21 protein-coding genes are annotated in these 24567 nt (G+C 49.9%); 7 read left to right on the forward strand and 14 right to left on the reverse strand.

Features of this window, described 5'->3' with window-relative positions; all coding sequences use genetic code 11:
• Positions 1–262: 262 nt before the first annotated feature.
• The 4 genes from copM to silR all read right to left on the reverse strand — a co-directional run bounded on the left by copM (position 263) and on the right by silR (position 3584).
• Entirely contained in the window at positions 263–613 is a 351-nt protein-coding gene (copM, locus tag E1B03_RS00475) for a CopM family metallochaperone (RefSeq protein WP_032716639.1), read from the reverse strand.
• Between the two features lie 145 nt (positions 614–758).
• Complete coding sequence (silE, locus tag E1B03_RS00480) at positions 759–1190, reverse strand: silver-binding protein SilE (RefSeq protein ID WP_053263389.1); 432 nt, start codon at positions 1188–1190, stop codon at positions 759–761.
• Between the two features lie 245 nt (positions 1191–1435).
• The gene (gene silS / locus E1B03_RS00485; protein WP_053263388.1) at positions 1436–2911 is read right to left on the reverse strand and encodes a copper/silver sensor histidine kinase SilS; all 1476 of its coding nucleotides are present in this window, start codon (positions 2909–2911) and stop codon (positions 1436–1438) included.
• Positions 2904–3584: a copper/silver response regulator transcription factor SilR gene (gene silR, locus E1B03_RS00490; protein WP_032716635.1), complete on the reverse strand. Its 681-nt coding sequence runs from the start codon at positions 3582–3584 to the stop codon at positions 2904–2906. The genes silS and silR overlap by 8 nt, the downstream gene beginning before the upstream one ends.
• Before the next feature lie 189 nt (positions 3585–3773).
• Here silR and silC point away from each other — a divergent pair, with 189 nt between their 5' ends.
• The 7 genes from silC (at position 3774) to E1B03_RS00525 (ending at position 13439) form a co-directional block, all read left to right on the forward strand.
• A complete protein-coding gene (silC, locus tag E1B03_RS00495) occupies positions 3774–5159 on the forward strand; it encodes a Cu(+)/Ag(+) efflux RND transporter outer membrane channel SilC (protein WP_032716634.1) in 1386 nt (461 codons plus the stop codon).
• Positions 5160–5188: 29 nt separating this feature from the next.
• The gene (cusF, locus tag E1B03_RS00500) at positions 5189–5542 is read left to right on the forward strand and encodes a cation efflux system protein CusF (RefSeq protein WP_032716633.1); all 354 of its coding nucleotides are present in this window, start codon (positions 5189–5191) and stop codon (positions 5540–5542) included.
• A 113-nt stretch (positions 5543–5655) separates the two neighbouring features.
• Positions 5656–6948 carry a Cu(+)/Ag(+) efflux RND transporter periplasmic adaptor subunit SilB gene (gene silB, locus E1B03_RS00505; protein WP_053263387.1) on the forward strand — a complete coding sequence of 431 codons (1293 nt, stop codon included), beginning with the start codon at positions 5656–5658 and terminating at the stop codon, positions 6946–6948.
• A 10-nt stretch (positions 6949–6958) separates the two neighbouring features.
• Positions 6959–10105, forward strand: coding sequence for a Cu(+)/Ag(+) efflux RND transporter permease subunit SilA (gene silA / locus E1B03_RS00510; RefSeq protein ID WP_053263386.1), 3147 nt, complete (start codon positions 6959–6961; stop codon positions 10103–10105).
• 86 nt (positions 10106–10191) lie between these two features.
• Complete coding sequence (locus E1B03_RS00515; protein WP_002436620.1) at positions 10192–10632, forward strand: DUF411 domain-containing protein; 441 nt, start codon at positions 10192–10194, stop codon at positions 10630–10632.
• Positions 10633–10729: 97 nt separating this feature from the next.
• Positions 10730–13201, forward strand: coding sequence for an Ag(+)-translocating P-type ATPase SilP (gene silP / locus E1B03_RS00520; RefSeq protein ID WP_133085542.1), 2472 nt, complete (start codon positions 10730–10732; stop codon positions 13199–13201).
• Positions 13202–13241: 40 nt separating this feature from the next.
• The gene (locus tag E1B03_RS00525; protein ID WP_000843497.1) at positions 13242–13439 is read left to right on the forward strand and encodes a DUF2933 domain-containing protein; all 198 of its coding nucleotides are present in this window, start codon (positions 13242–13244) and stop codon (positions 13437–13439) included.
• Between the two features lie 33 nt (positions 13440–13472).
• Here the strand turns inward: E1B03_RS00525 and E1B03_RS00530 are convergent, their stop codons facing one another.
• The 10 genes from E1B03_RS00530 to E1B03_RS00580 all read right to left on the reverse strand — a co-directional run bounded on the left by E1B03_RS00530 (position 13473) and on the right by E1B03_RS00580 (position 24562).
• Positions 13473–14210: a peptidoglycan DD-metalloendopeptidase family protein gene (locus E1B03_RS00530; RefSeq protein ID WP_000287501.1), complete on the reverse strand. Its 738-nt coding sequence runs from the start codon at positions 14208–14210 to the stop codon at positions 13473–13475.
• A gap of 318 nt (positions 14211–14528) precedes the next feature.
• On the reverse strand, positions 14529–16067 hold the full coding sequence (gene tnpC, locus E1B03_RS00535; RefSeq protein WP_133085538.1) for an IS66 family transposase: 1539 nt from the start codon (positions 16065–16067) through the stop codon (positions 14529–14531).
• A gap of 48 nt (positions 16068–16115) precedes the next feature.
• Positions 16116–16463: an IS66 family insertion sequence element accessory protein TnpB gene (tnpB, locus tag E1B03_RS00540; protein WP_000612626.1), complete on the reverse strand. Its 348-nt coding sequence runs from the start codon at positions 16461–16463 to the stop codon at positions 16116–16118.
• The gene (gene tnpA / locus E1B03_RS00545) at positions 16460–16864 is read right to left on the reverse strand and encodes an IS66-like element accessory protein TnpA (RefSeq protein WP_133085539.1); all 405 of its coding nucleotides are present in this window, start codon (positions 16862–16864) and stop codon (positions 16460–16462) included. The genes tnpB and tnpA overlap by 4 nt, the downstream gene beginning before the upstream one ends.
• 354 nt (positions 16865–17218) lie before the next feature.
• A complete protein-coding gene (locus E1B03_RS00550; protein ID WP_133085555.1) occupies positions 17219–17575 on the reverse strand; it encodes a DUF2913 family protein in 357 nt (118 codons plus the stop codon).
• A 155-nt stretch (positions 17576–17730) separates the two neighbouring features.
• The gene (locus tag E1B03_RS00560) at positions 17731–20343 is read right to left on the reverse strand and encodes a hypothetical protein (protein WP_246044104.1); all 2613 of its coding nucleotides are present in this window, start codon (positions 20341–20343) and stop codon (positions 17731–17733) included.
• Positions 20344–20357: 14 nt separating this feature from the next.
• Entirely contained in the window at positions 20358–20861 is a 504-nt protein-coding gene (locus E1B03_RS26375) for a hypothetical protein (RefSeq protein ID WP_246044105.1), read from the reverse strand.
• Between the two features lie 319 nt (positions 20862–21180).
• Entirely contained in the window at positions 21181–21396 is a 216-nt protein-coding gene (locus E1B03_RS00565; protein WP_057102330.1) for a DUF2767 family protein, read from the reverse strand.
• 918 nt (positions 21397–22314) lie between these two features.
• On the reverse strand, positions 22315–23172 hold the full coding sequence (gene repA, locus E1B03_RS00575) for an incFII family plasmid replication initiator RepA (RefSeq protein WP_100280315.1): 858 nt from the start codon (positions 23170–23172) through the stop codon (positions 22315–22317).
• Between the two features lie 607 nt (positions 23173–23779).
• Positions 23780–24562, reverse strand: a complete 783-nt coding sequence (locus E1B03_RS00580) for a DsbA family protein (RefSeq protein ID WP_100280314.1) — start codon at positions 24560–24562, stop codon at positions 23780–23782.
• Positions 24563–24567 lie beyond the last annotated feature (5 nt).

Raw genomic sequence — 24567 nt, forward strand, 5'->3', positions numbered from 1 at the left:
ACCAGAGAACAGGACGAACCCCTGCCAAACCCAGGCATGATAAACGCTTTTAAAACATAGACTTAATTAAAATCAGCAATTCCCATCGAAATAATAAGCAAGCAGAATTGGCTCAGGTGAATTTCACTCGGTGCAGTGCATGCGTTGGGGGTTTTAAAAGGAAAAACCCGAAATGAATCGGGTTTTGATTAATTAACGATTAACAGGTTCCCGTGCCCGGGAACACTCTGACTGTACGCGCAATATATTATTTCCGCAATCATTATTTTTGATTACCAAGCCATTTATTCATCTGCTCAATTTCACCTTTTTGAGCTTTAATGATGTCCTGCGCGAGCTTTCTCATTTCCGGATCTTTTCCGTATTTTAGCTCGGTCTCAGCCATTGCTATTGCCCCTTCATGGTGTGCTACCATGCCTTTCGCAAAAGCCTTGTCGGGATCGGAATCTTTTACAGCGGCCATCATTTTGTCATGCATACCTTTCATGCCGGACATATATTCCTGTGACGATGCCGATGAGGATATATCTGACATTTTCATTTCTGAATGTTCTGCGGAAATCGCTGGCAGGGATAACATCAGTATAACAAAAAGCGAATTTGTGATTTTCATATAATAAACCCTTTCAGATGGTTACCGGATAAGTTTAGCTGAGTCAGACAAAAAAGCCCCCTGAAGGGGGCAAAAAATAACAACATATCCGTATAAGGGACAATCTATCAAGGAAAGGGTAACCGCACGGAAACTTCAGTTGTCATCAGCCCGCATTGATCATGCGGCGGTGTGCATCAGCCATAGCCTGATGGGGGCCGGACTGACCGTTATTCGTAAATTCATGGGCAACAGCTGCTCTTTCATGTTCATTCATCGCCGCAAACGAAGTCGCCGGACGGGAAGCGTTAACGGTGCCAGTTCCCATCATCTTCTGATGACTTTCCGCCATTTTTTTATGTGCATCTGCTGAACTATTGTTCATGGTTTCATGAACAATAATAGCCTGTTCATGCTGATCCATACCGGCCATCCGTGGGGCTGCCCCCTGGATGGCGGCTGGAGTTGAAGAAGACTGCATCTGATGGGCCGGAGCCTGAGCATTATTGACACGCTCATGGATATTTACGGTTTCAGTGGCCCAGGCCGTAGAAATTAAGCTCAAACCTAACACTGATGCTAAGACGATATTTTTCATGGTAACTCTCCATTTCTGAATTAGTGATGTCCGTGAATTTCGATCTGTGTCCTCAGTAGTACAACTGACAACTCTACAGACCTTATTCCGCCGGGATGAGGCTTTAATACAACTCCTGGCTTGTGCTGATGCCGTGAATGGATGAAGTAATAATGCCTTCCTGATAAGTTGCACTAATTATATCGAATGGCTTCTGTTTGCTGCATGACAGGCTAATGACATCTTTGTCATTTAAATCTTTATTCTCAGTACTGGGTTTCCGGAATCATTTTCTCCAGTCTGGGCACGGATAAGATAAAACGAGTTGAACGTACGTCCGATTCCACCTGCACTCTTCCGTGATGTGCTTCCACGATGGACTTCACAATCGCAAGGCCGATGCCGCTGCCTTCTCCTTTTCGTTGTCTGGACGGATCTACCCGATAAAAACGGTCAAACAACCTTGATAAATGTTCTTCAGGGATTGGTTTCCCCGGATTTTCAATCACAAGGTCAAAAAAGCTCTCCTGCTCTCTTATTGAGACGGTGATTGCCTGTCCCTCCGGGGTATAACGCAGGGCATTGGATAACAGATTATTGATCGCCCTTCTGAACATTTGTGGATCTCCCTCAACCAGGCAGGGCATCCCGTTAAATTTGAGCGTGATATTGCGTTCTTCGGCCCAGGCTTCGAAAAACTCGAAGACTTTCATGACTTCTGCTCTGAGGTCAAACCGGACCCTGTCAGGTATCAGCTGATTATTGTCCGCCTGCGCCAGGAACAGCATGTCGCTGACCATTTTGGTCATCCGGTTATACTCTTCAAGGCTGGAATAGAGGACATCCTCAAGTTCCTTCTGGGTTCGATCCTGACTCAGCGCGATTTCAGTCTGCGTCACCAGATTGGTGATGGGCGTTCTGATCTCGTGCGCGATATCGGCTGAGAAATTGGCCTGGCGGGTAAAGACATCCTCAATCTTTCCAATCATATGATTGAACGAGATAACCAGCTGCTCCAGCTCAATGGGAACGCGTGTCGGTTCCAGCCGCGCATCAAGATTCTCGGAGGTGATGTTTTTAATGGCATTGCTGACATTACGAAGGGGCAGGTGCCCCTGACGGACAGCGATGCGAATGATCAGAACAATCAGCAGGCTTATCACGACGGCGATCGCAATCAGATTTTTTTTCAGCGCATCGAGGTAATGGAGATGGAAATTAATGGAGAGACCAGTCAGCATGACATAGTTCTGCTGTTTGCCCTGAAATATCGCCTGGCCAGAGGAGGCGATAATCCGGTATGTTTCCATCTTCATTTCAGACCCGGTATCCATCGGTCTCGCAGGATCCTCCACCGTCCAGAGAAAGACATCCCGTGCGCGGCTGTGCTCGCTAAAATCTGCTGAATTCACGGCCGGGCGTAGTGCTGCCCCCTGCGCTGAACTAAAGAGCACCTCCCCCCTGGGATTGAGGAGCAAAAGTGCAACGTTGCGGTAGCTGGCGATCGATTCCTTTATTTTGCTTACTTTTTTTTCATCCGGATCTGCCGGGGACTGGAGTATACGGCTCAGTGTGGTGCTGATTTGTTGAAGATCGCTGACATCCTGCTCGGCAAAATGATTTTCAACAGAATGCAGCATAAACCAGGTGAAGGCGATAAAAGCCAGTATTGTGGACAGGCTGATAAAAAAGGTCAGCCGCAGCGCGAGTGAGAAAGGGCGTCTGGAAGGTTTGCTATGCATCCGGGACCTCCAGCATATAGCCCACGCCCCGGACTGTCTGGATCAGCTTTGTCTCGTAATCGTTGTCTATTTTAGCGCGGAGTCGCTTTACGGCGACATCAATCGCGTTAGTGTCGCTGTCAAAATTCATGTCCCAGACCTGAGAGGCAATCAGGGAGCGGGGAAGAACCTCTCCCTGATGGCGAATGAAAAATTCCAGCAGGCTGAACTCTTTACTGGTGAGCATAATGCGGTTTCCGGCGCGACTGACTTTTCTGGATACGAGATCAATCGAGAGATCAGCCACCTTAAACTGGCTTTCCGTGATCATCGTGCTTCCCCGCCTCAAAAGGGTTCTCACCCGGGCTAGCAGTTCGGCAAACGCAAAGGGTTTAACCAGATAATCGTCCGCACCCAGTTCCAGTCCTTTGACCCTGTGTTCGATCGTGCCGAGGGCCGTCAGCAGTAAGACCGGCATACCCTTTCCGGCAGTGCGCAGCATGCGGATGATATCCCAGCCGTTCACATCAGGCAGCATGATGTCCAGAATGACTAAATCATACTCAGCTGTCATGGCGAGATGATATCCGGTAAGACCATTATCAGCGTGATCCACTACGAACCCTGCCTCTGTAAGTCCTTTGCTGAGATATTCACCTGTTTTAATTTCGTCTTCGACGATCAATATTTTCATCTTGCTCCCCGGCTGGCTGCTAAGGTCATTCTATTGCGCCCACGATCGTTATCAACGGATTACAGCAAAAATGACAACATTGTCATTATCCTGTCACCCGGCAAACAGAGAGCGTTCGGTAAAGTACTCCTATCAATACTCTGGACTTCATTTGGACCATTTACCAGGTCTGCCTGGACGAGAAGCGTTATGTTCAAATTAAAATTACTCAGCATTAGCACGATATTCATCCTGGCCGGTTGTGTCTCTCTGGCGCCAGAATATCAGCGCCCGGCAGCACCGGTACCCCAGCAGTTTTCACTGTCCCGAAACAGCCTGACGCCAGCAGTGAATGGTTATCAGGATACGGGCTGGCGTAACTTTTTTGTCGATCCCCAGGTTACACGGCTGATTACTGAAGCCCTGAATAATAACCGTGATTTGAGAATGGCTGCCCTGAAGGTTGAAGAGGCCCGGGCCCAGTTCAACGTCACGGATGCAGATCGTTATCCCCAACTGAATGCCTCATCCGGGATCACCTACAGCGGTGGTCTGAAAGGCGACAAGCCGACCACACAGGAGTATGACGCGGGTCTGGAACTCAGCTATGAGCTCGATTTTTTTGGCAAACTTAAGAATATGAGTGACGCTGATCGGCAGAACTACTTTGCCAGCGAAGAAGCCCGTCGGGCCGTACACATCCTGCTGGTCTCCAACGTTTCACAAAGCTATTTCAGCCAGCAACTGGCGTACGAACAACTCCGTATTGCGCGGGAAACGCTGAAAAATTATGAACAGTCCTATGCTTTCGTTGAGCAACAACTGGTGACCGGGAGTACGAACGTTCTGGCGCTTGAACAGGCCAGAGGACAAATCGAAAGTACCCGTGCCGAAATAGCCAAACGAGAAGGCGATCTGGCTCAGGCAAACAATGCCCTGCAACTGGTGCTGGGAACGTACCACGCACTTCCGTCAGAAAAAGGGATGAAAGACGGGGAGATCGCGCCAGTAAAACTGCCACCAAACCTGTCCTCACAAATTTTACTGCAGCGCCCGGATATCATGGAAGCGGAATACCAGCTAAAAGCGGCTGATGCCAATATTGGCGCAGCGCGAGCGGCATTTTTCCCGTCCATTACCCTGACCAGTGGCCTTTCCGCAAGCAGTACAGAGTTGTCCAGCCTCTTTACGTCAGGAAGCGGAATGTGGAATTTTATCCCCAAAATTGAAATTCCTATTTTCAATGCCGGCAGAAACAAAGCCAATCTGAAACTGGCTGAAATTCGCCAGCAACAGTCGGTGGTTAATTACGAACAAAAAATCCAGTCGGCCTTCAAGGATGTTTCCGACACGCTTGCCCTGCGCGATAGTCTTAGCCAGCAACTCGAGGCACAGCAGCGTTATCTTGATTCACTCCAGATAACCCTCCAGCGGGCCCGGGGATTATATTCAAGTGGTGCAGTCAGCTACATAGAAGTGCTGGATGCAGAACGCTCGCTGTTCACTACGCAGCAAGCCATTCTCGACCTTACCTATTCCCGACAGGTTAACGAAATTAATCTGTTCACCGCGCTGGGTGGCGGTTGGATAGAGTGAATTATATTCAACATATCAGGAAATTAAAAATGCGTAACTCACTTAAAGCCGTTTTATTTAGTGCCTTCTCTGTCATGTTTTCTGCCGGTCTTCATGCTGAAACACATCAGCATGGCGATATGAATGCTGCCAGTGATGCTTCGGTACAGCAGGTTATCAAGGGCACCGGTGTCGTTAAAGACATTGATATGAATAGTAAAAAAATCACCATTTCGCACGAAGCAATCCCTGCGGTGGGCTGGCCTGCAATGACCATGCGCTTCACTTTTGTTAATGCAGACGACGCTATCAATGCCCTGAAAACCGGCAACCATGTCGATTTCTCGTTTATTCAGCAGGGCAATATCTCCTTACTCAAAAGCATTAACGTTACGCAATCCTGATTAACAGTCCGGAGCGAATACATCCAGTGCGCCTGAACATTCATTAAGGGATTACTGAGAATGAACGATCGGGCGCATATGCCAGGTGTTTTGATTTTTCAGCGAGAAATTGTATGGCTTCTTTAAAGATAAAATATGCTGCAATAATTATCAGCAGCCTCATAGCAGGAGGGCTGATATCGGTTACTGCCTGGCAGTATGTAAACTCATCACCAAAAACAGTACAAACAGAAAAAACGGCACCGGAGCGAAAGGTACTTTTCTGGTATGACCCGATGAAACCGGATACCAAATTTGATAAACCCGGAAAATCTCCCTTTATGGATATGGACCTGGTGCCAAAATATGCTGATGAAAGTGGCGAGAAAAGCGGTGGCGGGATCCGTATTGATCCAACGCAGGTTCAGAACCTGGGATTAAAAACGCAAAAAGTCACGCGCGGAATGCTGAATTATTCTCAGACGATCCCGGCTAATGTCAGTTATAACGAGTATCAGTTTGTCATTGTGCAGGCGCGCTCTGACGGTTTCGTCGAAAAAGTGTATCCCCTGACGATTGGCGATCATGTGAAGAAAGGAACACCGCTTATCGATATCACCATTCCTGAATGGGTCGAGGCGCAAAGTGAGTTCCTGCTGTTATCCGGTACAGGCGGTACGCCAACCCAGATAAAAGGGGTGCTGGAGCGACTTCGTCTGGCTGGTATGCCGGAAGAGGATATTCAAAGGCTGCGTTCAACCCGCACAATCCAGACCCGTTTTACCATTAAAGCACCTATTGATGGTGTCATTACTGCATTTGACCTTCGCACCGGCATGAATATTTCGAAAGATAAGGTGGTGGCTCAGATTCAGGGGATGGACCCGGTCTGGATCAGCGCTGCAGTGCCGGAATCTATCGCCTATCTGCTGAAAGATACGTCGCAGTTTGAAATTTCGGTACCGGCTTATCCGGATAAAACATTCCATGTCGAAAAATGGAACATTCTTCCCAGCGTGGATCAGACAACCCGTACGCTTCAGGTCCGTCTCCAGGTATCTAATAAGGATGAGTTTCTCAAGCCGGGCATGAATGCCTATCTGAAACTGAATACCCAAAGCCAGGAGATGCTGCTGATACCAAGCCAGGCCGTTATCGATACCGGCAAAGAACAGCGCGTGATTACTGTTGATGATGAAGGCCAGTTTGTGCCGAAACAGATCCACGTTCTGCATGAATCACAGCAACAGTCCGGCATTGGCTCCGGCCTGAATGAAGGTGATACCGTGGTGGTCAGTGGCCTGTTCCTCATTGACTCCGAAGCCAATATTACGGGCGCGCTGGAACGTATGCGCCACCCTGAAAAAACAGAAAACAGTATGCCAGCAATGTCTGAGCAGCCTGTAAATATGCATTCAGGGCACTGAGGAGACGACGATGATTGAATGGATTATCCGGCGCTCTGTCGCCAACCGTTTCCTGGTCATGATGGGCGCACTGTTTCTCAGCATCTGGGGCACATGGACGATAATTAACACGCCGGTCGATGCGCTGCCTGACCTGTCAGATGTGCAGGTCATTATTAAAACCAGCTATCCCGGACAGGCCCCGCAGATTGTAGAAAACCAGGTCACCTATCCGCTTACCACCACCATGCTGTCCGTACCTGGCGCAAAAACCGTGCGTGGTTTCTCACAGTTCGGGGATTCGTATGTGTATGTCATTTTTGAAGACGGGACCGATCTGTACTGGGCCCGTTCGCGCGTGCTGGAATACCTGAATCAGGTTCAGGGCAAACTGCCTGCGGGTGTGAGCTCTGAAATCGGTCCGGACGCCACGGGAGTGGGCTGGATATTTGAATATGCCCTGGTCGATCGCAGCGGAAAACACGACCTTTCAGAACTGCGTTCTTTGCAGGACTGGTTCCTGAAATTTGAACTGAAAACCATCCCGAACGTGGCGGAAGTAGCTTCGGTTGGCGGCGTGGTGAAACAGTATCAGATCCAGGTCAATCCGGAGAAATTGTCCCAGTACGGTGTCAGCCTGCCTGAAGTGAAACAGGCTCTTGAATCGTCTAACCAGGAGGCCGGTGGTTCATCCGTTGAAATGGCCGAAGCGGAGTATATGGTCCGGGCCAGCGGATATCTTCAGACCATTGATGATTTCAATAACATTGTCCTGAAAACCGGCGAGAACGGTGTACCGGTTTATCTGCGGGATGTTGCCCGCGTGCAGACCGGGCCTGAAATGCGGCGAGGTATTGCCGAACTGAACGGCCAGGGGGAAGTCGCCGGCGGCGTGGTGATCCTGCGGTCGGGTAAGAATGCGCGCGACGTTATCACGGCAGTGAGGGATAAACTGGACACGCTGAAGGCCAGCCTGCCGGAAGGTGTTGAAATTGTGACCACCTACGATCGCAGCCAGTTAATCGATCGGGCCATTGATAACCTCAGCTACAAACTCCTGGAAGAGTTTATCGTGGTGGCCATCGTCTGTGCCCTGTTCCTGTGGCACGTACGTTCTGCCCTGGTGGCAATTATTTCTCTGCCGCTAGGCCTGTGTATCGCCTTTATCGTCATGCACTTCCAGGGACTGAACGCCAATATTATGTCGCTGGGAGGGATTGCGATTGCCGTCGGAGCGATGGTGGATGCCGCCATTGTGATGATTGAAAATGCGCACAAACGGCTTGAGGAATGGGATCATCAGCATCCGGGTGAGCAGATTGACAACGCCACCCGCTGGAAGGTGATTACCGACGCCTCCGTGGAAGTGGGACCCGCACTGTTTATCAGCCTGCTGATCATCACCCTGTCCTTTATTCCTATCTTTACCCTGGAAGGTCAGGAAGGACGTCTGTTTGGACCGCTGGCATTCACGAAAACGTACTCCATGGCGGGCGCGGCCGCGCTGGCCATCATCGTCATTCCGATTCTGATGGGATTCTGGATCCGGGGGAAAATTCCTGCCGAGACCAGTAACCCCCTGAACCGGATGCTGATAAAAGCGTATCATCCATTACTATTGCGGGTCCTCCACTGGCCAAAAACAACCCTGCTGGTTGCGGCCTTGTCTATCTTCACGGTTATCTGGCCACTGAGCCAGGTGGGCGGTGAGTTTCTGCCGAAGATCAACGAAGGTGACCTGCTTTATATGCCGTCAACGTTGCCAGGTGTCTCTCCGGCAGAAGCAGCGGCGCTCCTGCAGACCACGGATAAGTTAATCAAAACCGTTCCTGAAGTGGCCTCTGTATTTGGCAAGACCGGTAAGGCAGAGACCGCAACGGATTCCGCGCCACTCGAAATGGTGGAAACCACCATTCAGCTGAAACCTGAGGATCAGTGGCGGCCAGGCATGACGATTGACAAGATTATCGATGAACTTGATAAGACCGTCCGTCTGCCTGGTCTGGCAAACCTCTGGGTGCCGCCAATCCGTAACCGTATTGATATGCTCTCAACAGGGATCAAAAGCCCGATAGGTATCAAAGTGTCCGGAACGGTTCTGTCCGATATCGATGCGACGGCGCAGAGTATCGAAGCAGTAGCCAAAACGGTACCGGGCGTGGTGTCTGCCCTGGCTGAGCGACTTGAGGGTGGGCGCTACATCGATATCGATATCAATCGGGAAAAAGCCTCCCGCTACGGAATGACGGTGGGCGATGTGCAGCTGTTCATCTCATCAGCCATCGGCGGCGCGACGGTAGGGGAAACGGTTGAAGGCGTGGCCCGGTACCCGATTAATATCCGCTATCCGCAGGATTACCGGAACAGTCCACAGGCGCTGAAACAGATGCCGATCCTGACCCCGATGAAGCAGCAGATCACGCTGGGCGATGTCGCGGATATTAACGTCGTTTCTGGACCAACCATGCTGAAAACCGAAAATGCCCGGCCAGCCAGCTGGATTTATGTTGATGCCCGCGGCAGGGACATGGTGTCGGTGGTTAACGACATTAAGACGGCCATCAGCGAGAAAGTGAAACTGAGACCGGGAACCAGTGTGGCATTCTCCGGACAGTTTGAACTGCTTGAGCATGCCAACAAGAAACTGAAGCTGATGGTGCCGATGACGGTGATGATCATTTTCATCCTGTTGTATCTGGCATTCCGCCGGGTTGACGAAGCCCTGCTGATCCTGATGAGCCTGCCGTTCGCCCTGGTTGGCGGAATATGGTTCCTGTACTGGCAGGGCTTCCATATGTCAGTGGCGACCGGAACCGGGTTTATCGCCCTGGCCGGGGTGGCAGCAGAGTTTGGCGTGGTCATGCTGATGTATCTGCGTCATGCCATTGAAGCGCACCCGGAATTGTCCCGTAAAGAGACGTTCACACCGGAAGGTCTTGATGAAGCCCTCTATCATGGTGCCGTACTGCGTGTCCGGCCGAAAGCCATGACCGTGGCGGTGATCATTGCGGGTCTGCTGCCAATACTCTGGGGAACCGGCGCAGGTTCAGAAGTCATGAGCCGTATTGCTGCGCCAATGATTGGTGGGATGATCACGGCTCCGCTGCTGTCCCTGTTCATTATTCCTGCCGCCTACAAATTAATCTGGCTGCGCAGACATAAAAAAAGCGTGTCATAACCCTGAAAGGGCGCCCCCAGTGGGCGTCCTTCTGCACTGATTCACCCTGACGTCAGGGTTTATATCGATAATATACAGAGGTGAGTATGAAAAAAGTGGTTCTAATGGCCCTGGCTCTCGGCCTGTCACTGCCTGCAATGGCGAGTGAAAAAGTCATTGATATGTACAAATCTGAAAACTGTGGCTGTTGTTCCCTGTGGGGCAAAGCGATGGAAAAAGACGGGTTCGAAGTGCGAACTCACGTCATGAATGATCAGGCGCTGTCAGCCCTGAAAGAAAAGCATGCTGTTCCTGCTGGACTACGAAGTTGTCATACCGCGGTTGTAGGTAATTTGATCATTGAAGGCCATGTGCCTGCGGCAACGATACATAAGGCCATGCAGTCTGGTTCGGGTATATACGGTCTCGCCACCCCCGGTATGCCAGCAGGAAGTCCGGGAATGGAGATGGGGGCCCGAAAAGAGGCTTACGATGTTATCGCATTCTCACCGGAGGGCAGTAAAAAAGTCTTCCAGCGAATCGAATAGTCAGCGGAACGGCTGATAACGGGACGCCGGCAGCAGGCACTCTTATGCCGGCGGCATTCGTGGTAATCGCATCCATGACATATCCTGAAGACAGAAAATGCTTCAGATATGCATAAGGAGAGTTACTGTGAAAAATGACAATGCAGTGGAACATAACAACCAGACTGCTTCTGAGCAGACATCATCCCCGGACGAGAGTCACGCATTGCATAAGGTGAGAGATCCCGTGTGCGGGATGGTCATCCTGCCTGACAAGGCGCACAGCAGCATTCGATACCAGGACCATCAGCTTTATTTCTGCTCCGCCAGCTGTGAGAGCAAATTTAAAGCCCATCCCGATCATTATTTTACCGAAGATGCCAGTGAACATCACCATCACCACGACCACCATGAAGTCAGCCCTGATAAGATAAAACAGTCTCACCGCCAGGCGGAGAAAGAGATTTCTGAAGGTGTGTGGACATGTCCGATGCATCCGGAGATACGCCGTAGTGGTCCCGGAAGCTGTCCTGTCTGTGGAATGGCACTGGAGCCGCTCGTAGCTACGGCATCCACGGGGACGAGTGATGAACTTCGCGACATGACAAGACGCTTCTGGCTGGGGTTGTTGCTGGCGTTTCCGGTTCTGATACTCGAAATGGGTTCTCATCTGTTTCCCGCTTTGAGGAATACAGTACCGCCACAGTACAACACATGGCTGCAGTTACTTCTGGCCTCTCCTGTCGTTTTGTGGTGTGGCTGGCCATTCTTCGCCCGGGCCGGAATGTCGTTACGTAACCGCTCCCTGAATATGTTTACCCTTGTTGCAATGGGGACCGGCGTAGCCTGGGTTTACAGCGTCATTGCAACCGTCTTCCCCTCCTGGTTTCCTGCATCGTTCAGAAACATGGATGGCCTGGTGGCCATTTATTTTGAAGCCGCAGCTGTTATTACGGTGCTTGTTCTGCTGGGACAGGTCCTTGAATTGCGGGCAAGGGAACAAACCTCAGGTGCCATTACTGCGCTTCTTAACCTTGCCCCCAAAACCGCCAGGCGGCTGGATCAAGACGGTCATGAAACGGATATTAATGCGGAAGATGTCCTGCCTGGCGATAAGCTCCGCATCAGACCTGGAGAGAGTATTCCGGTCGACGGTATCGTGGTCGAAGGCAAAACAACCGTGGATGAATCGATGGTGACCGGGGAGTCTATGCCGGTTACCAAAACGGAGGGTGAACCCGTCATTGGGGGGACGATTAATCAGACAGGTAGTCTTATCATCCGTGCAGAGAAAGTCGGTGATGAAACGATGCTCTCACGAATTGTTCAGATGGTCGCTGATGCACAGCGTTCGCGGGCCCCCATCCAGAGAATGGCTGACAGCGTTTCAGGCTGGTTTGTTCCTCTGGTGATACTTATCGCGGTTGTTGCTTTCATGATCTGGTCTGTCTGGGGGCCCGAGCCCAGGATGGCGCACGGTCTCATTGCGGCTGTGTCGGTCCTGATTATTGCCTGTCCCTGCGCGCTGGGGCTGGCCACGCCGATGTCGATAATGGTGGGGGTGGGCAAAGGAGCCCAGGCCGGGGTGTTAATTAAGAATGCCGAAGCCCTTGAGCGTCTTGAAAAAGTGGACACGCTGGTTGTCGACAAAACAGGCACGCTCACGGAAGGTTCGCCGACGGTGACAGGGATTATCAGTCTCAATCCGGGTGGGGAAACATCTCTTTTGCGTGTAACGGCCGCAGTGGAAAAAGGCTCGCAGCATCCGCTGGGTATGGCAGTAGTTAAAGCAGCACAGGAAAAGGGGATCGCAATACCCGCAGTCACTCATTTCAATGCGCCGTCGGGTAAAGGTGTCTCAGGCGATGTCGAAGGTCAACGGGTTGTTATTGGTAATGAACTGGCTATGCAGGAAAACAGTATCGTTATTGATAATCAAAAGGCCGTTGCGGATACGTTGCGGATGGAAGGTGCTACCGTTATCTATGTGGCCACAGACGGGCACCTTGCAGGCCTGATAGCTATCTCGGATCCCGTGAAAGCAACCACGCCGGATGCGCTTAAAGCTTTGCGTCAGGCGGGGATCCGCATCGTTATGCTCACCGGGGATAACCAGCTTACCGCTGAAGCAGTCGCACGGAAACTGGGAATAGATGAGGTTGAAGCCGGGATTCTGCCGGATGGCAAAAAAGCAGTGATAACCCGACTGAAAGCGTCTGGCCATGTGGTTGCGATGGCCGGAGACGGTGTGAATGATGCCCCGGCGCTGGCAGCGGCTGACGTGGGAATAGCCATGGGAACGGGTACAGATGTGGCAATTGAAAGTGCCGGAGTCACCCTTCTCAAAGGCGACCTGATGATACTGAACAGGGCCCGTCATCTGTCAGAGATCACCATGAAAAATATCCGACAGAATCTGTTTTTTGCATTTATCTACAACGCACTTGGCGTGCCTGTGGCTGCAGGCCTGCTTTATCCTGTGTATGGAATACTGCTGTCGCCAGTTATTGCGGCGGCGGCCATGGCTCTTTCCTCCGTCAGCGTCATTGTGAATGCGTTGCGTCTGAAAAGTGTCAGGCTCGGGAAATAACACTGAGTGAAGGGGCTGTTACGAACAGAAGGAGTCCAGTATGAAAAGTACCACCTATGCGCTTATTGCTGTCGCCGCGATCGCGGCATTTGCCCTCCTGCGCGAACACTGGTCACATGTGGCAGGTTACTGGCCATATCTGTTATTGCTGGTCTGCCCGCTAATGCATCTTTTCCACGGCCACGGAGGGCATGGAGATCATCAACATCAAGGAAGTGAAAACGATAAAAAAAATTAATCCGGCAGACGGGGCCGCGTCGCGGCCCCGTTATCAGTCCAGGTATCGTTCGTAGTCTCTGGCATGCGCAAAGGCATGCTGTTCAAGTTTGTTATCAGCGGGTGCCGCTGCCCGGAACGCCAGTGAGTTAACAGGATTGTTATTGATGACCAGCTCGTAATGCAGATGAGGACCGGATGAACGTCCGCTGTTACCGGATAACGCAATAGCGCCTCCCCGGGTAACCCTGGCCCCTTTAGTAACGAGTATTTTATTGAGGTGGAGATAGCGAGTTTTAACACCGGCTTTTCCTGTTACTTCAACAAAATATCCCATGGTGCTGTTGTATTCGGCCCGGGTGATTTTTCCGTCGATGACGCTGACTATTTTCGTGTTCATGGGCATGGAATAATCAATGCCATTATGGGGACTCACTTTTCCCGATACCGGGTTAAGTCTTGCAGGATTGAAAGGCGAACTGAGTCTTGCTGTGGCCGGTAACGGATAATCGAGACTGCCTTTCCCGGAAGTATCGGAAAGGTTATAGAACTTTTTATCTGATATACGATACGCCGTGTAATTAAATGAACCGGACGTAAATTTATAGGCCACGACACGTGATTTTCCCGCTTTCTTTTGCAGTACGAGTTTTAATGATTCATTTTTTTTCAAATGCCGCAGATTAAACCGGGAAGGCAAGGAGCGCTGAAGGGTAGCGATCTCGTTCGATTCCAGCCCCGAGCGGGTGGCTGAAAGGTAGGCATTTTCTTTTACGACATCGGTAGAATACATTTACTGGAATTCGCCGTTAGCATGAACACTGCGGCGTATGCTAGGGGTTTTCAGGAGGCGTGTCATCTGTCAGTTAATCGGGAGCACCGTTGATGGTCGTCATTTTTGTAACATATCTTGTTTCCCGTTTGCTCCTGAAGATCTGGGAACTGTATGACCAGCCTGACGGTGATGATTAACGGGACTGAAACAGGTTACGGCAGAGCAATATGGGGCTCATGTCCTGCTACGTAACCCGTCAGTAAAGCCCTGCTAAGCACTAACCCGCCTGCAGTTACCTGGTAAGCGTCCAGCGAGAACCGTATTGACGGGGATGGGTTATTCAGTTGGCAGTGTGATGCGCCAGGGGAGCAGTTCGCTGACCCGGTTGACCGACCAGTCCGCTATGACGTCAAGCACATGGCGGAGGTAGCCTTCTGGATCCACTCCGTTCAGTTTGCATGTCCCGATCAGACTGTACAGCAACGCTCCACGCTCACCTCCGTGGTCTGAGCCGAAGAACAACCAGTTTTTACGACCCAGGCTGACCATCCGTAGGGCATTTTCAGCGATGTTGTTATCTGCTTCAGCCCAGCCGTCCTCCGCATAGTACGCCAGCGCTGACCACTGGTTCAGGGCGTACGTGAAGGCCTTCGCCAGCTCCGAGTGTCGCGATAGCGTTTTCATCTTTTCACGCAGCCAGCTCTCCAGGGATTTCAGCAGCGGTTTCGTTTTCCGCTCACGTTCAGCAAGGCGCTGCTCCGCCGGCATTCCCCTTATCTCCGCCTCAACGGTATACAGCTCGCCGATACGCTTCAGGGCTTCATCCGTCAGCGCCGACGGCGTACGGACGTGCACATCGTGGATTTTACGGCGGGTGTGAGCCCAACAAGCCGCTTCCGTTATCCGGCCATCGCGGTACAGTTCGTTGAACCCGGCGTAAGCATCTGCCTGCAGCACACCGCTGAAGCCGGCAAGATGAGTCTGCGGGTGGATGCCTTTTCTGTCGGGACTGTACGCGAACCACACCGCCGGTGGCAACGCTGACCCGGCGTTGCGGTCATCACGAACGTATGTCCACAACCGCCCGGTCTTCGTCTTCTTATTACCCGGCAGCAGCACCTGCACGGGGGTATCATCGGCATGGAGTTTGCCGTCGGTCACTACATAGTGCTGAAGCGCCTCTTCCAGCGGTGACAGCAGCCGGCAGCATGCGTCCACCCAGCCCGACAGCAGTGAACGGCTCAGCTCCACACCCTGGCGGTTGTATATTTCTGACTGGCGATACAGCGGGGTATGCTCTGCATACTTTGAGGTCAGCACGCGGGCCAGCAGCCCCGGTCCTGCTATACCCCGCTCGATGGGCCGCGAAGGCGCGGGAGCCTGCACTATGGCATCGCACTGAGTACAGGCATGCTTTTCACGTACTATCCGGATAACCCGGAAGGCGCTTCGCATCAGCTCCAGCTGCTCGGCGGCATCCTCACCCAGGTAGCTCAGCGCACCACCACATTCCGGGCAGCATGACGCTGCTGGCAGCAGCCGTTTTTCGTCACGGGGAAGTGATTCAGGGAACGGTTTGCGGGTACGGGTCTGCCGCAGCAGGCGCTGCACGGCCGGGTCATCCACCCGACCGGTAAGGGTATCGCTTTCTTTCTGTAGCTGGTTAAGGTCGGCTTCCATCTGCGCGATACGGCGGGAGACTTTTTCGGAGCGGCTGCCGAAGTTCATTCGGCGCAGCTTATCCAGTTGCGCCTGCAGGTGATCTATTTCGCGTTCACGCTCGTTCAACTTTTCCAGCAGGGCACGATTCAGCGCTTCCTGTTCGGCAAGAAGACGTTTCAGTTCGTCGATATTGTCAGGACGTGAGCTGTTCATGCCGGGTATATTACCAGGCTCATTCAGCGTCGACCAGGACAAAGAGGCCTACAACATAGTCAGGGACGTAAGCAGTCTTTTAGGCTGCCGCCAGTCGATACCTTCAAGGAGCATCGCCAGCTGTGCCGGTGTGAGGAACACTTTACCATCTCGGGCTGACGGCCAGGCGAAGCGGCCGCGCTCCAGCCGTTTGGTCAGCAGACACAGCCCATCGCCGGTAGACCAGAGGAGCTTTACCTGACTACCATTACGCCCACGGAAGATAAAAACGTGACCTGACATCGGATCGTCTTTCAGCGTCGTCTGCACCTTTGCCGCCAGGCCGTTAAAACCGTTTCTCATATCGGTGATACCAGCGACCAGCCAGATCTTAGTCCCTGATGGTAATGGGATCAACGTTTGAGCTCCCGTATCAGCAGGTTCAGGATATTTTCGCTGATGGCACCATTCAGACGGAGTGATCCGTGCCGGAACGCCACTTCACAGCAGATATTGAGTGATTCAGGTGCCGCAGCAGCTACAGGTTGTGACAGTGAGGAGGTTGCAGGAACAACATCTTCGGCATCAAGTGTTATCGGGAGCAGCTCAGGCACGCTGTTTTCTGTTGTTGAAGGAGGACGTAGTTTTCCTTCGCGCCAGTACTGACGCCACTTGAACAACAGATTATCGTTGATCCCATGCTCACGAGCGAGTTGCGCTACGGAGATCTCTGGTCGATGCGAGAGTTCAACCATTTTGATTTTGAACTCAACGGGATAATTAGGGCTTTTTTTACGCACTGCGGTTAATGATTTCATGGATAGCGTCCACCATATTTGGTGTCCACTATCCTCTCAGGAATTTCAGGATCTGCCAGACGGTGCTGAGACGACGCTTACATATAACCTAAATGTGGTAATGAAAGTACAATAATTTAAAAGCGATAGGCATTGATAAACTCCTAACTTCAGTAGGGGGCCGCTTGGAAATGGAAAAACAACCTACGCTAAGACTACTTTTTAACCAAGCAGCTATTGGCTATCCCTCGGATTGCGGGACTACAGCGTTTCTGTGTCCGAAACCGTACGATTACGTACACTACGCTAACTATCTGTCCGGAAGTCAGTAAAACTATAAACGGACAGCCTGATAGTTCCGTACATCCCTTACGGTCAGAGGGTTCCGCTCAATGGAACGAAATCACCCGTTAAGCGTTTTGAGCTTAACGTAGGATAATATCCGTTTTCCAAGCGGACCCCAGACAACTCACCGGTGCAGGAACGCCAAAGGTAATCGAGCTTACTGGCCAGCTTTGCGCGAACACCCAGATGGCGGCACTGCTTCAACATCCACTCGATATCGGGAGCGACATCGCGCGGGAAACGTCTTTGCTTCAGCTGGGTTGCCAGCCAGCGGGTCAGAAAGAGATTTTCCTGTGCCGGTGACTGCACACTGCCATCCTGTCTGGCCAGCGCAAGTGCCACCAGGGCACACCGGGCCATATGACCTGATTTCTCTGCCAACATTATCAGCGAACTATTCCACAGATAATAGCCACCGCCAGCCCCGAAACAAGAAATAGTGGCCGTCATAAAAGACGGCCGGGAACAGATATGCCTGGGCATCGTATTTCATAAATTACAATATCCAGCGATTGTTGCATAAAAGACAGAAATCACAGCACTCAGACGTGATTAAACATAGCTATGACAGGATCTGTCACTTCTGCATCCTGCTCCCAGAGATGGGTAATAATACTTTTAAGCGGGTCATCAGCATTTTCCCGGCAGAATGTGCAGAACATCGTATCATCAGGATAACGGAACAGACGTAAACGACCAAAAGATGAATTCCGCACCAGTAATGAGTAATTATCCTGACAGTTCGGAACGAAATATATTGTACTGTTGCTAATCATATATGGAAGAACATGTGGCTGGTATCCCTTATCTGGTTTACTTACCATTTTTATGCCAAGTTCATTATGTTTATCAGTACGATATTCAAGTTCGTATAACTCCATGGAAAAACAATTACCATACACAATGAGGGTACAATCATCTTCCTTTTCCATGAAAATTGTTACTTTATGAAAAAGTTCATCCAGATCGCTTATATCCTCACTCAACTTACCACGGTTAATATAGAGTTTCCGGTGGATTTCATTAAGTACGCAGTCTGAAATTGTTGTTGAGGGAAAAAATGACGGATCAATTGTACATCCAAGTTTCTTTGCCACATTTTCCTTATCAATACCAATATTAATCCATTGTTTTTCCCAACGTTCTGAAATTTCAGACTCAGGTGTAAACTCAAACAGAGAAAGAAGATGATCTTTCTTAATGTCATCAATGACATTTTGAGATATGTTCATATCAATCCTTCTGAAAAGATCGATATCTTCTTCTGCCTTTATGATATCTGACTTAATACTTTCTTCAAAAGTGGATATGTACATGTCCAGCGTTCTATTAAAAAATACAACTCGCGTAGCGTACTCCTCAGATGTCATCAAAAAGTTGTCAGCTACTTCTGTTGTGTTTTTTTTCAGAGATTTCAAAATATGGACAATATTTTTTTTATCAGAAAATGAAAAAATCCCTTCGCTGATTGCAGTAATCACTTTTTTGCTGACACTTTGTTCAGATACAGACAGCATTACTGCTATATCAGCAAATGCAGGGTATAGTGTATTTAAATCATCAACCCTTCCCATGTAAATCCGCCCAGAAATAACAGGTCCTTTGTTGCTTCTGGTGAGTTTTTCCACCATATGAGACAGACGTGAAAGCCAGTTGCTGCTTTCTCCTGCATGACAGCAAGTGAGACGTAGTATGATATCTATAACATCAGTCTGACAGACTATAGCTGGAGGAAGTGTATTATACGCCCCAGTTGGCGAGACCAGTGCAGGAGACAGTAACCGTTTGATGACAGTGAGCAAATTGACATTTTTTTGTTGTCCAAGATACCTCACCATATAAGCTGACAGGAACAAGCGGAGATCAGTTATCACATTACGCATTGTCAGGGATAATGCGGCTTTTTCGTTATATGCCTTCCCCCTCAACATGCAGGACTGACTGCAACTGGAAAAATGTAGCAGTAAAAAATCCGGCGTAAGAAAATGGCTGTGCCACAGATATTCTTCGTGATAATGATTATGGAACTGTCCCTGATTAAGCCACAATGTGAACATGTCAGTACTTAGATCAGTGGCATCAATATCATCAGATGTTATTGCTGTAATAAGCATTTCCAGAGAACGGAATAAATGTAATTCAAGAGCCTCAGCATATCCTGTCATATCAGCATTATTCTTAAATGCCAGACGTAACCACATATGCCAGCTTTCCCACTCACCTATAAAGTTTTGCAGCATAGCAACATAACGTTGCTTCTGGTTCACTGATAACTCCCTGTTTCCCGCATTCCAGTCCAGCAGTATCTGCCAGATATTGCTCTGGGACTGAAGAGACTGTCTCAGTTCTTCGGTCCTGTCTTCTCCCCGATATTGGTAAAAGGACTGTGGAAGATGCATTATCTTCCGGAAATATGTGGGGGTAGTATCCAGTGTTTTCACCACATCTTCTGCAAGACGGTAAAAATCATTATGGAAAGACTGACTGAAGCTTTGCGGAAAAAATGAAACAGATACATTATCCATATAATTTTTATCATCATACTGAAAACATCTTTTCAACGTAATAAAAGTCGAAACAAGCCGGTCTGCTGCTTCCTCAAACGCCCCCAGATTTCGCTCATCCAGAGCATCATAAACCTCTCCATAAAAACCTCTGGTGAAGTTTAAAAAATTTGTTTTTTCCCATTTGCTTCCACGGATAAAACAGAGCTTAAACAGCTTCTCCCAGATAGCATTATATCTGATACCGGTTGTAGCCAGAATAACCACTTCGCCGTTATGTATCCCCCACCCGGGTAAAACTCTGATTCTTGCAGATCCCGTTCCGTCAGGTTTTAATCTCCTGAGGAGAAATAATAATGGAAGTGTATAGACATCTCTCACACATTCATCCATTTTAAGTTTTAACTTCAGGAGATCTGAATTTTCCTTCTCCGGAGAGTCATAAATATCAACAGAGACATTCAGCAGTCCCCTTTTGTTAATATAATCCCCTGGAAAAGCTAACCAGTTTTTTACAACAGCTGTTCTAATATGCTGTACCACAACTTTTGAAATAAAATACTTAAGCATAATTCGATCACGCCGGCGATCATCCAGAACATTCAGACTCTGAATAAAAAACCAGATAGACAAACAAATATTCATGATCATCCAAATTATCGCCACTACAACAAGGCAAATATCAAGGTATTTGTCCCCCGAGCAGACAAAAGTTCACTCACCAGAATAAATGCAGCAAGGGAAAGACCGCTCAGGCCTGCAAACATGTATCCCGAGTAAAGCTGATAGGCTGACTGGATATGCTCACGGGTCGATTTTTTCTGAAACAGGACACTGATCAGACCGACAACTAATGGAAATACAATACCAATGATGGTTAATTGTCCCCCCAGTAGATCGGAGAGCCCCTGCGGGAGCATTTCAATTCCCTTAAAATACTTCTTGCCAAATGGGGCCAGAAGCGGCCTCAGATACAAACAGGCAAGAACAATCATTATTGCACCAGCCCAGAGAATCAGCATAGCCCGCCCATAGTATGTAGAGCACCAGGCCAGCAGGCGTTCAAAAATATTCCAGCGATATTTTTGATATTCAGAATTCATACGTAAATTATGTCTGAGTTCAGCATCAACCAGACTGGTCACGCTTTTAAACAGTTTGCGAAACATAAGTAACCTTCATAACTGGATTTATCCAATGATTTTCACTGGCAGAATGATACGTTGATTTACTTATTTTTAGTTGTATTTTTATTGCCTTACAGGCAATTAGTATTTCAGCTGGGTGAGGAACGTACAATTTAAAAAGGCAGTTCTGAAGGCAGGTATGAAGTCTCTTTGAAATTCGGCCGCCCCATACAACTCGGAGCATGACCATGAAAATGCTCAGTCAGACAGAAGATGATCTGACGCGAGTCAGTCATTAACCCTTTCTTGCTCCAGTTAGGCACAATAACTAAACGACTTTATCCCGATGCGCCGTAAAACTCTATCCTTGCCTGGCGTTCAGTAAATCAATGGCCAGTTGAAGATAAAGCACCTGGTCTGGCTCCCACTTCCCGGGGTCTGCAAGCTCGTTACGGAGCACAGCAACAATGTTTTCGCGATGTGAGTCGTGCCCGGCTTCGGCCAGGGCAAAAACAATATTGCCCACCACTTGGCACATTTCTTCATGCTGACGCATGAAGGTGTCTGAATACTTCATCCGGACCTCCCTGAAAATACCTTTATTTTCAGGTGTGATTATGCCGCAAAGCGGCATAGAGGCGCCAGCAAATGATAAATATGGCACTGTCGCTGAATGGCGCCGTAGCCCGGCGTAGCCGGTTGATCGATAGAAGATCACTATTAACCCCCCATCCCTGTAAAGCTAAAACCCGCGGTCATATGGCTCAGGTGTTGATGTGCGCCGTCGGAGTGGTCCCGACAAGGGTTTCCCGCAGTCGGGGCGTATCTCCGCGTTAGCGGGCCGTGAGGGCCGCTTACGGGCGTGTACGCAAGACCTTAAGCGATACTTCTTACAGCGCCGTTAATTCTAGTTACAACATCCAGCATTAAAAGCGATGTAGTTCCCGGCCTTCGGCCGGGGCGGCGGCGCTTTTCAGTGGTGGGGAGGGGCTGGGTGGGCACTGGTTTTTGGCTAAATATCTTGGATGTTGTAACTATTTTATGATGTCTTTTGCCCGCCACTTGTTGGCGGGAGGTACCTTTGCCTTTTCCGAACCGGCGCGGACGTCAGTCCGCTGCAAGGGCGGTCATTCTCATGAGCCTGTCCACAGGGCGGGCGACGAACAGGTTATATATTTATAAGAGAGAAAGATTATGTATTTAAAAGAAGTACAGAGCAGGTTTTTAAAGGAAACCACGCACATTGAAAGTACACCGACGAGCACTCTGAAAGCATAACGGTTTTAACTTTATGTAAATTTCCCTTGCAGTTATATGTTGATAACTCAATCTGGCGACCGCAAACAGAGTCGACGGATGAATCTCGGGCCACTGCAGGTGAATTTCAGTGCATTTTTGAAGTTAAAACAGCGCGGATTGGGTAGATTAACAGACATGAGAGAGGTACAGACGTGAGAAATCCTCCGGCGTCAGCCGGATTTTCAGTCAGGAAAAGCTATATGGGGACGGTGGCCAGTCGCGTGTAGTTGTTGCCGCGCGACATCAGCATGCGCTCTGTGACACGCCGCTCAAGTTCCCGTTTTATCGCATCTCCGCTTCCTGTAAAGCGACCGCTGGCGAGTTCTCTCGTCAGTTGCTGCTTCACCAGGGTTTCAATGTCCTTGCGGGTTCTGTCGACATCACGTCGCGCCCGTGCGCGCTTCAGTCCGTGCTGTTTACGTTCCGACTGATAGCTGCGGAACCGCTCGCGTACAAACCGCCAGGCCTTCGCTATCAGTTCATCCATCTGCAGCGGCTCCAGGCTCTGCTTTTTACGCAGCTTGTTTTCCCACTCAACGCGGCTGCGGCGCGCAGCCAGTACAGCCACGTCAGAAACATCGAGCGCGGAAAACAACGCCGGCGTAAAGGTGATATCGGTCGGAATATTGCAGCCAATCTGCGGATCATATTCTGTCTGGTACGTTATCAGCCCCAGCTCAGCCAGAAACTTCAGTGCGCGTGTGGCACGGGTGATGGACAGATTACCGCTTTTCGATTCCGTGGCCAGGCCGCACTCGATGGCCAGATTGGTAATGGAGCGCTGAACGCGATTAGCCAGGGGGTCGTAGTGGAAGCATAACCCCTGCATCAGCGCATCGATGGCCCGACGACGCAGTACCGGCGGCATACGCTGCCGTTTACCCAGCGATCGCATAAATGCCACATGGATGGAAAAATCAAAACGGGATGTAAAACCTTCGGCTTTCGCCATCAGCTTACGACAGAACGGCAGAGTCTTTTTGTCCTCTCGCGGAGTGAACTCCGGCTCAGGATTTTTGACCTGTCTGTAAAAGGTAGGTTTTTTCTCAGTCACACCGACCTTTTCTTATGGCGGTCGGGTGTTGTTTTATATGGTGCATGCGTTATAATCCTTCACAGGCAACGCGCCTGCTTTTGGACCCCCTGATCTCTGTCTGATTCCGCCAAGACTCTACAGATTTCGGGGGGTTTGTGCATTCAGGCTCCGGAAAACTTTCCGTCACCTGTTCCTGAGCGTCTTATGGACACGCTCCCATCCACGTTCCTGCTTTCGGAAGTCCGCATTTCTTCCGAAATAAAGTTTTACCCCTCTCTGCCTCACCACAAAGCAGCCAATAAAGTTTGGATTAGGGCGTAAATCTAAAATTATTCAACAGAATACCCCACCACAAGGTATCTGTACGTCCGGGAAGTTTACCTTTTCACTCGTAAATTTTCCATACGAAAAGATCGCGGATCGTGACAGAAACCCATAGGATCACGTTTAGCTGAGCAAGAAACGTTCGAACTTCCAAAGGGGAATGTGAGAATCCTTCGCGGTGCTTTACGCAGGATAGGCCCCCAGACGCGCAATAATAGGGTTCTGTTTTGGCAGGATACGTACCGGCATTATCAGACAACGTTTTCTGGCGGGAAACCGATGTCAGGCCGGGAGCATGGTGTTATCTGGAGGCTTTTTCGATAGCAGACTGCAGTTTTTCTGACGGAACAAAACCAGGGAATACGGTGATTTTTTGGGAAGACGCACCACTGACGGGCATGACAATGATACCCGGAGTGCCGGTTAGACCCAGTTTGCCTGCCAGTTCCTTGTTTCGGGAAAGCGTCGGGGTAAAATCTTCTCTTCGCGGATCCATCCAGCCCGCCTGACGGGAAGCCTCTGAAATATCGTCGGCGCTTAGTCTTCCCTCATCATGGCCAGTTCTGTAAATGGCTCTGTGGTATGTCATATACCCTTCAGCCCCCTTTTGCTTCCAGACCGATAACCCACGTTCAGCCGCCTTCAGGGAGTTTTCCCAGCGATCACCAAAGATTGGCAATTCTTTAAATACATACCGAACATCAGGATACGTCTGCATAACTTTTTCTAGGGCAGGTGCCAGCTTGCTGCAAAACACGCACTGGTAATCAAAAAATGTTATGACGGCTACTTTCGCGCGCTCTGGCCCGATAACGGGTGTGTCGGAATCATTCAATAACTCTCTCTGGTTGTTCATCACACGGCCGGCATAACGCAGCTGTTCCCGCTGTAGTTGATGTTCCTGAAGTTTTTTACTCACCGTGACCAGCACGTCGGGATGAGCCACCAGGTAGTCTGCTGCAATTTCACCAATTCTGGCTTCCTGCTCAGGTGTAAATGGAGACGGCTGCGCTGAAGCCTGTGCGACTGGATTTACAAAACAGGATGTTGCAACGATAAACAGGGATAAGTTCGTTCTCTTCATAAACG

This window comes from Citrobacter arsenatis (assembly GCF_004353845.1).
Classification (GTDB): domain Bacteria; phylum Pseudomonadota; class Gammaproteobacteria; order Enterobacterales; family Enterobacteriaceae; genus Citrobacter; species Citrobacter arsenatis.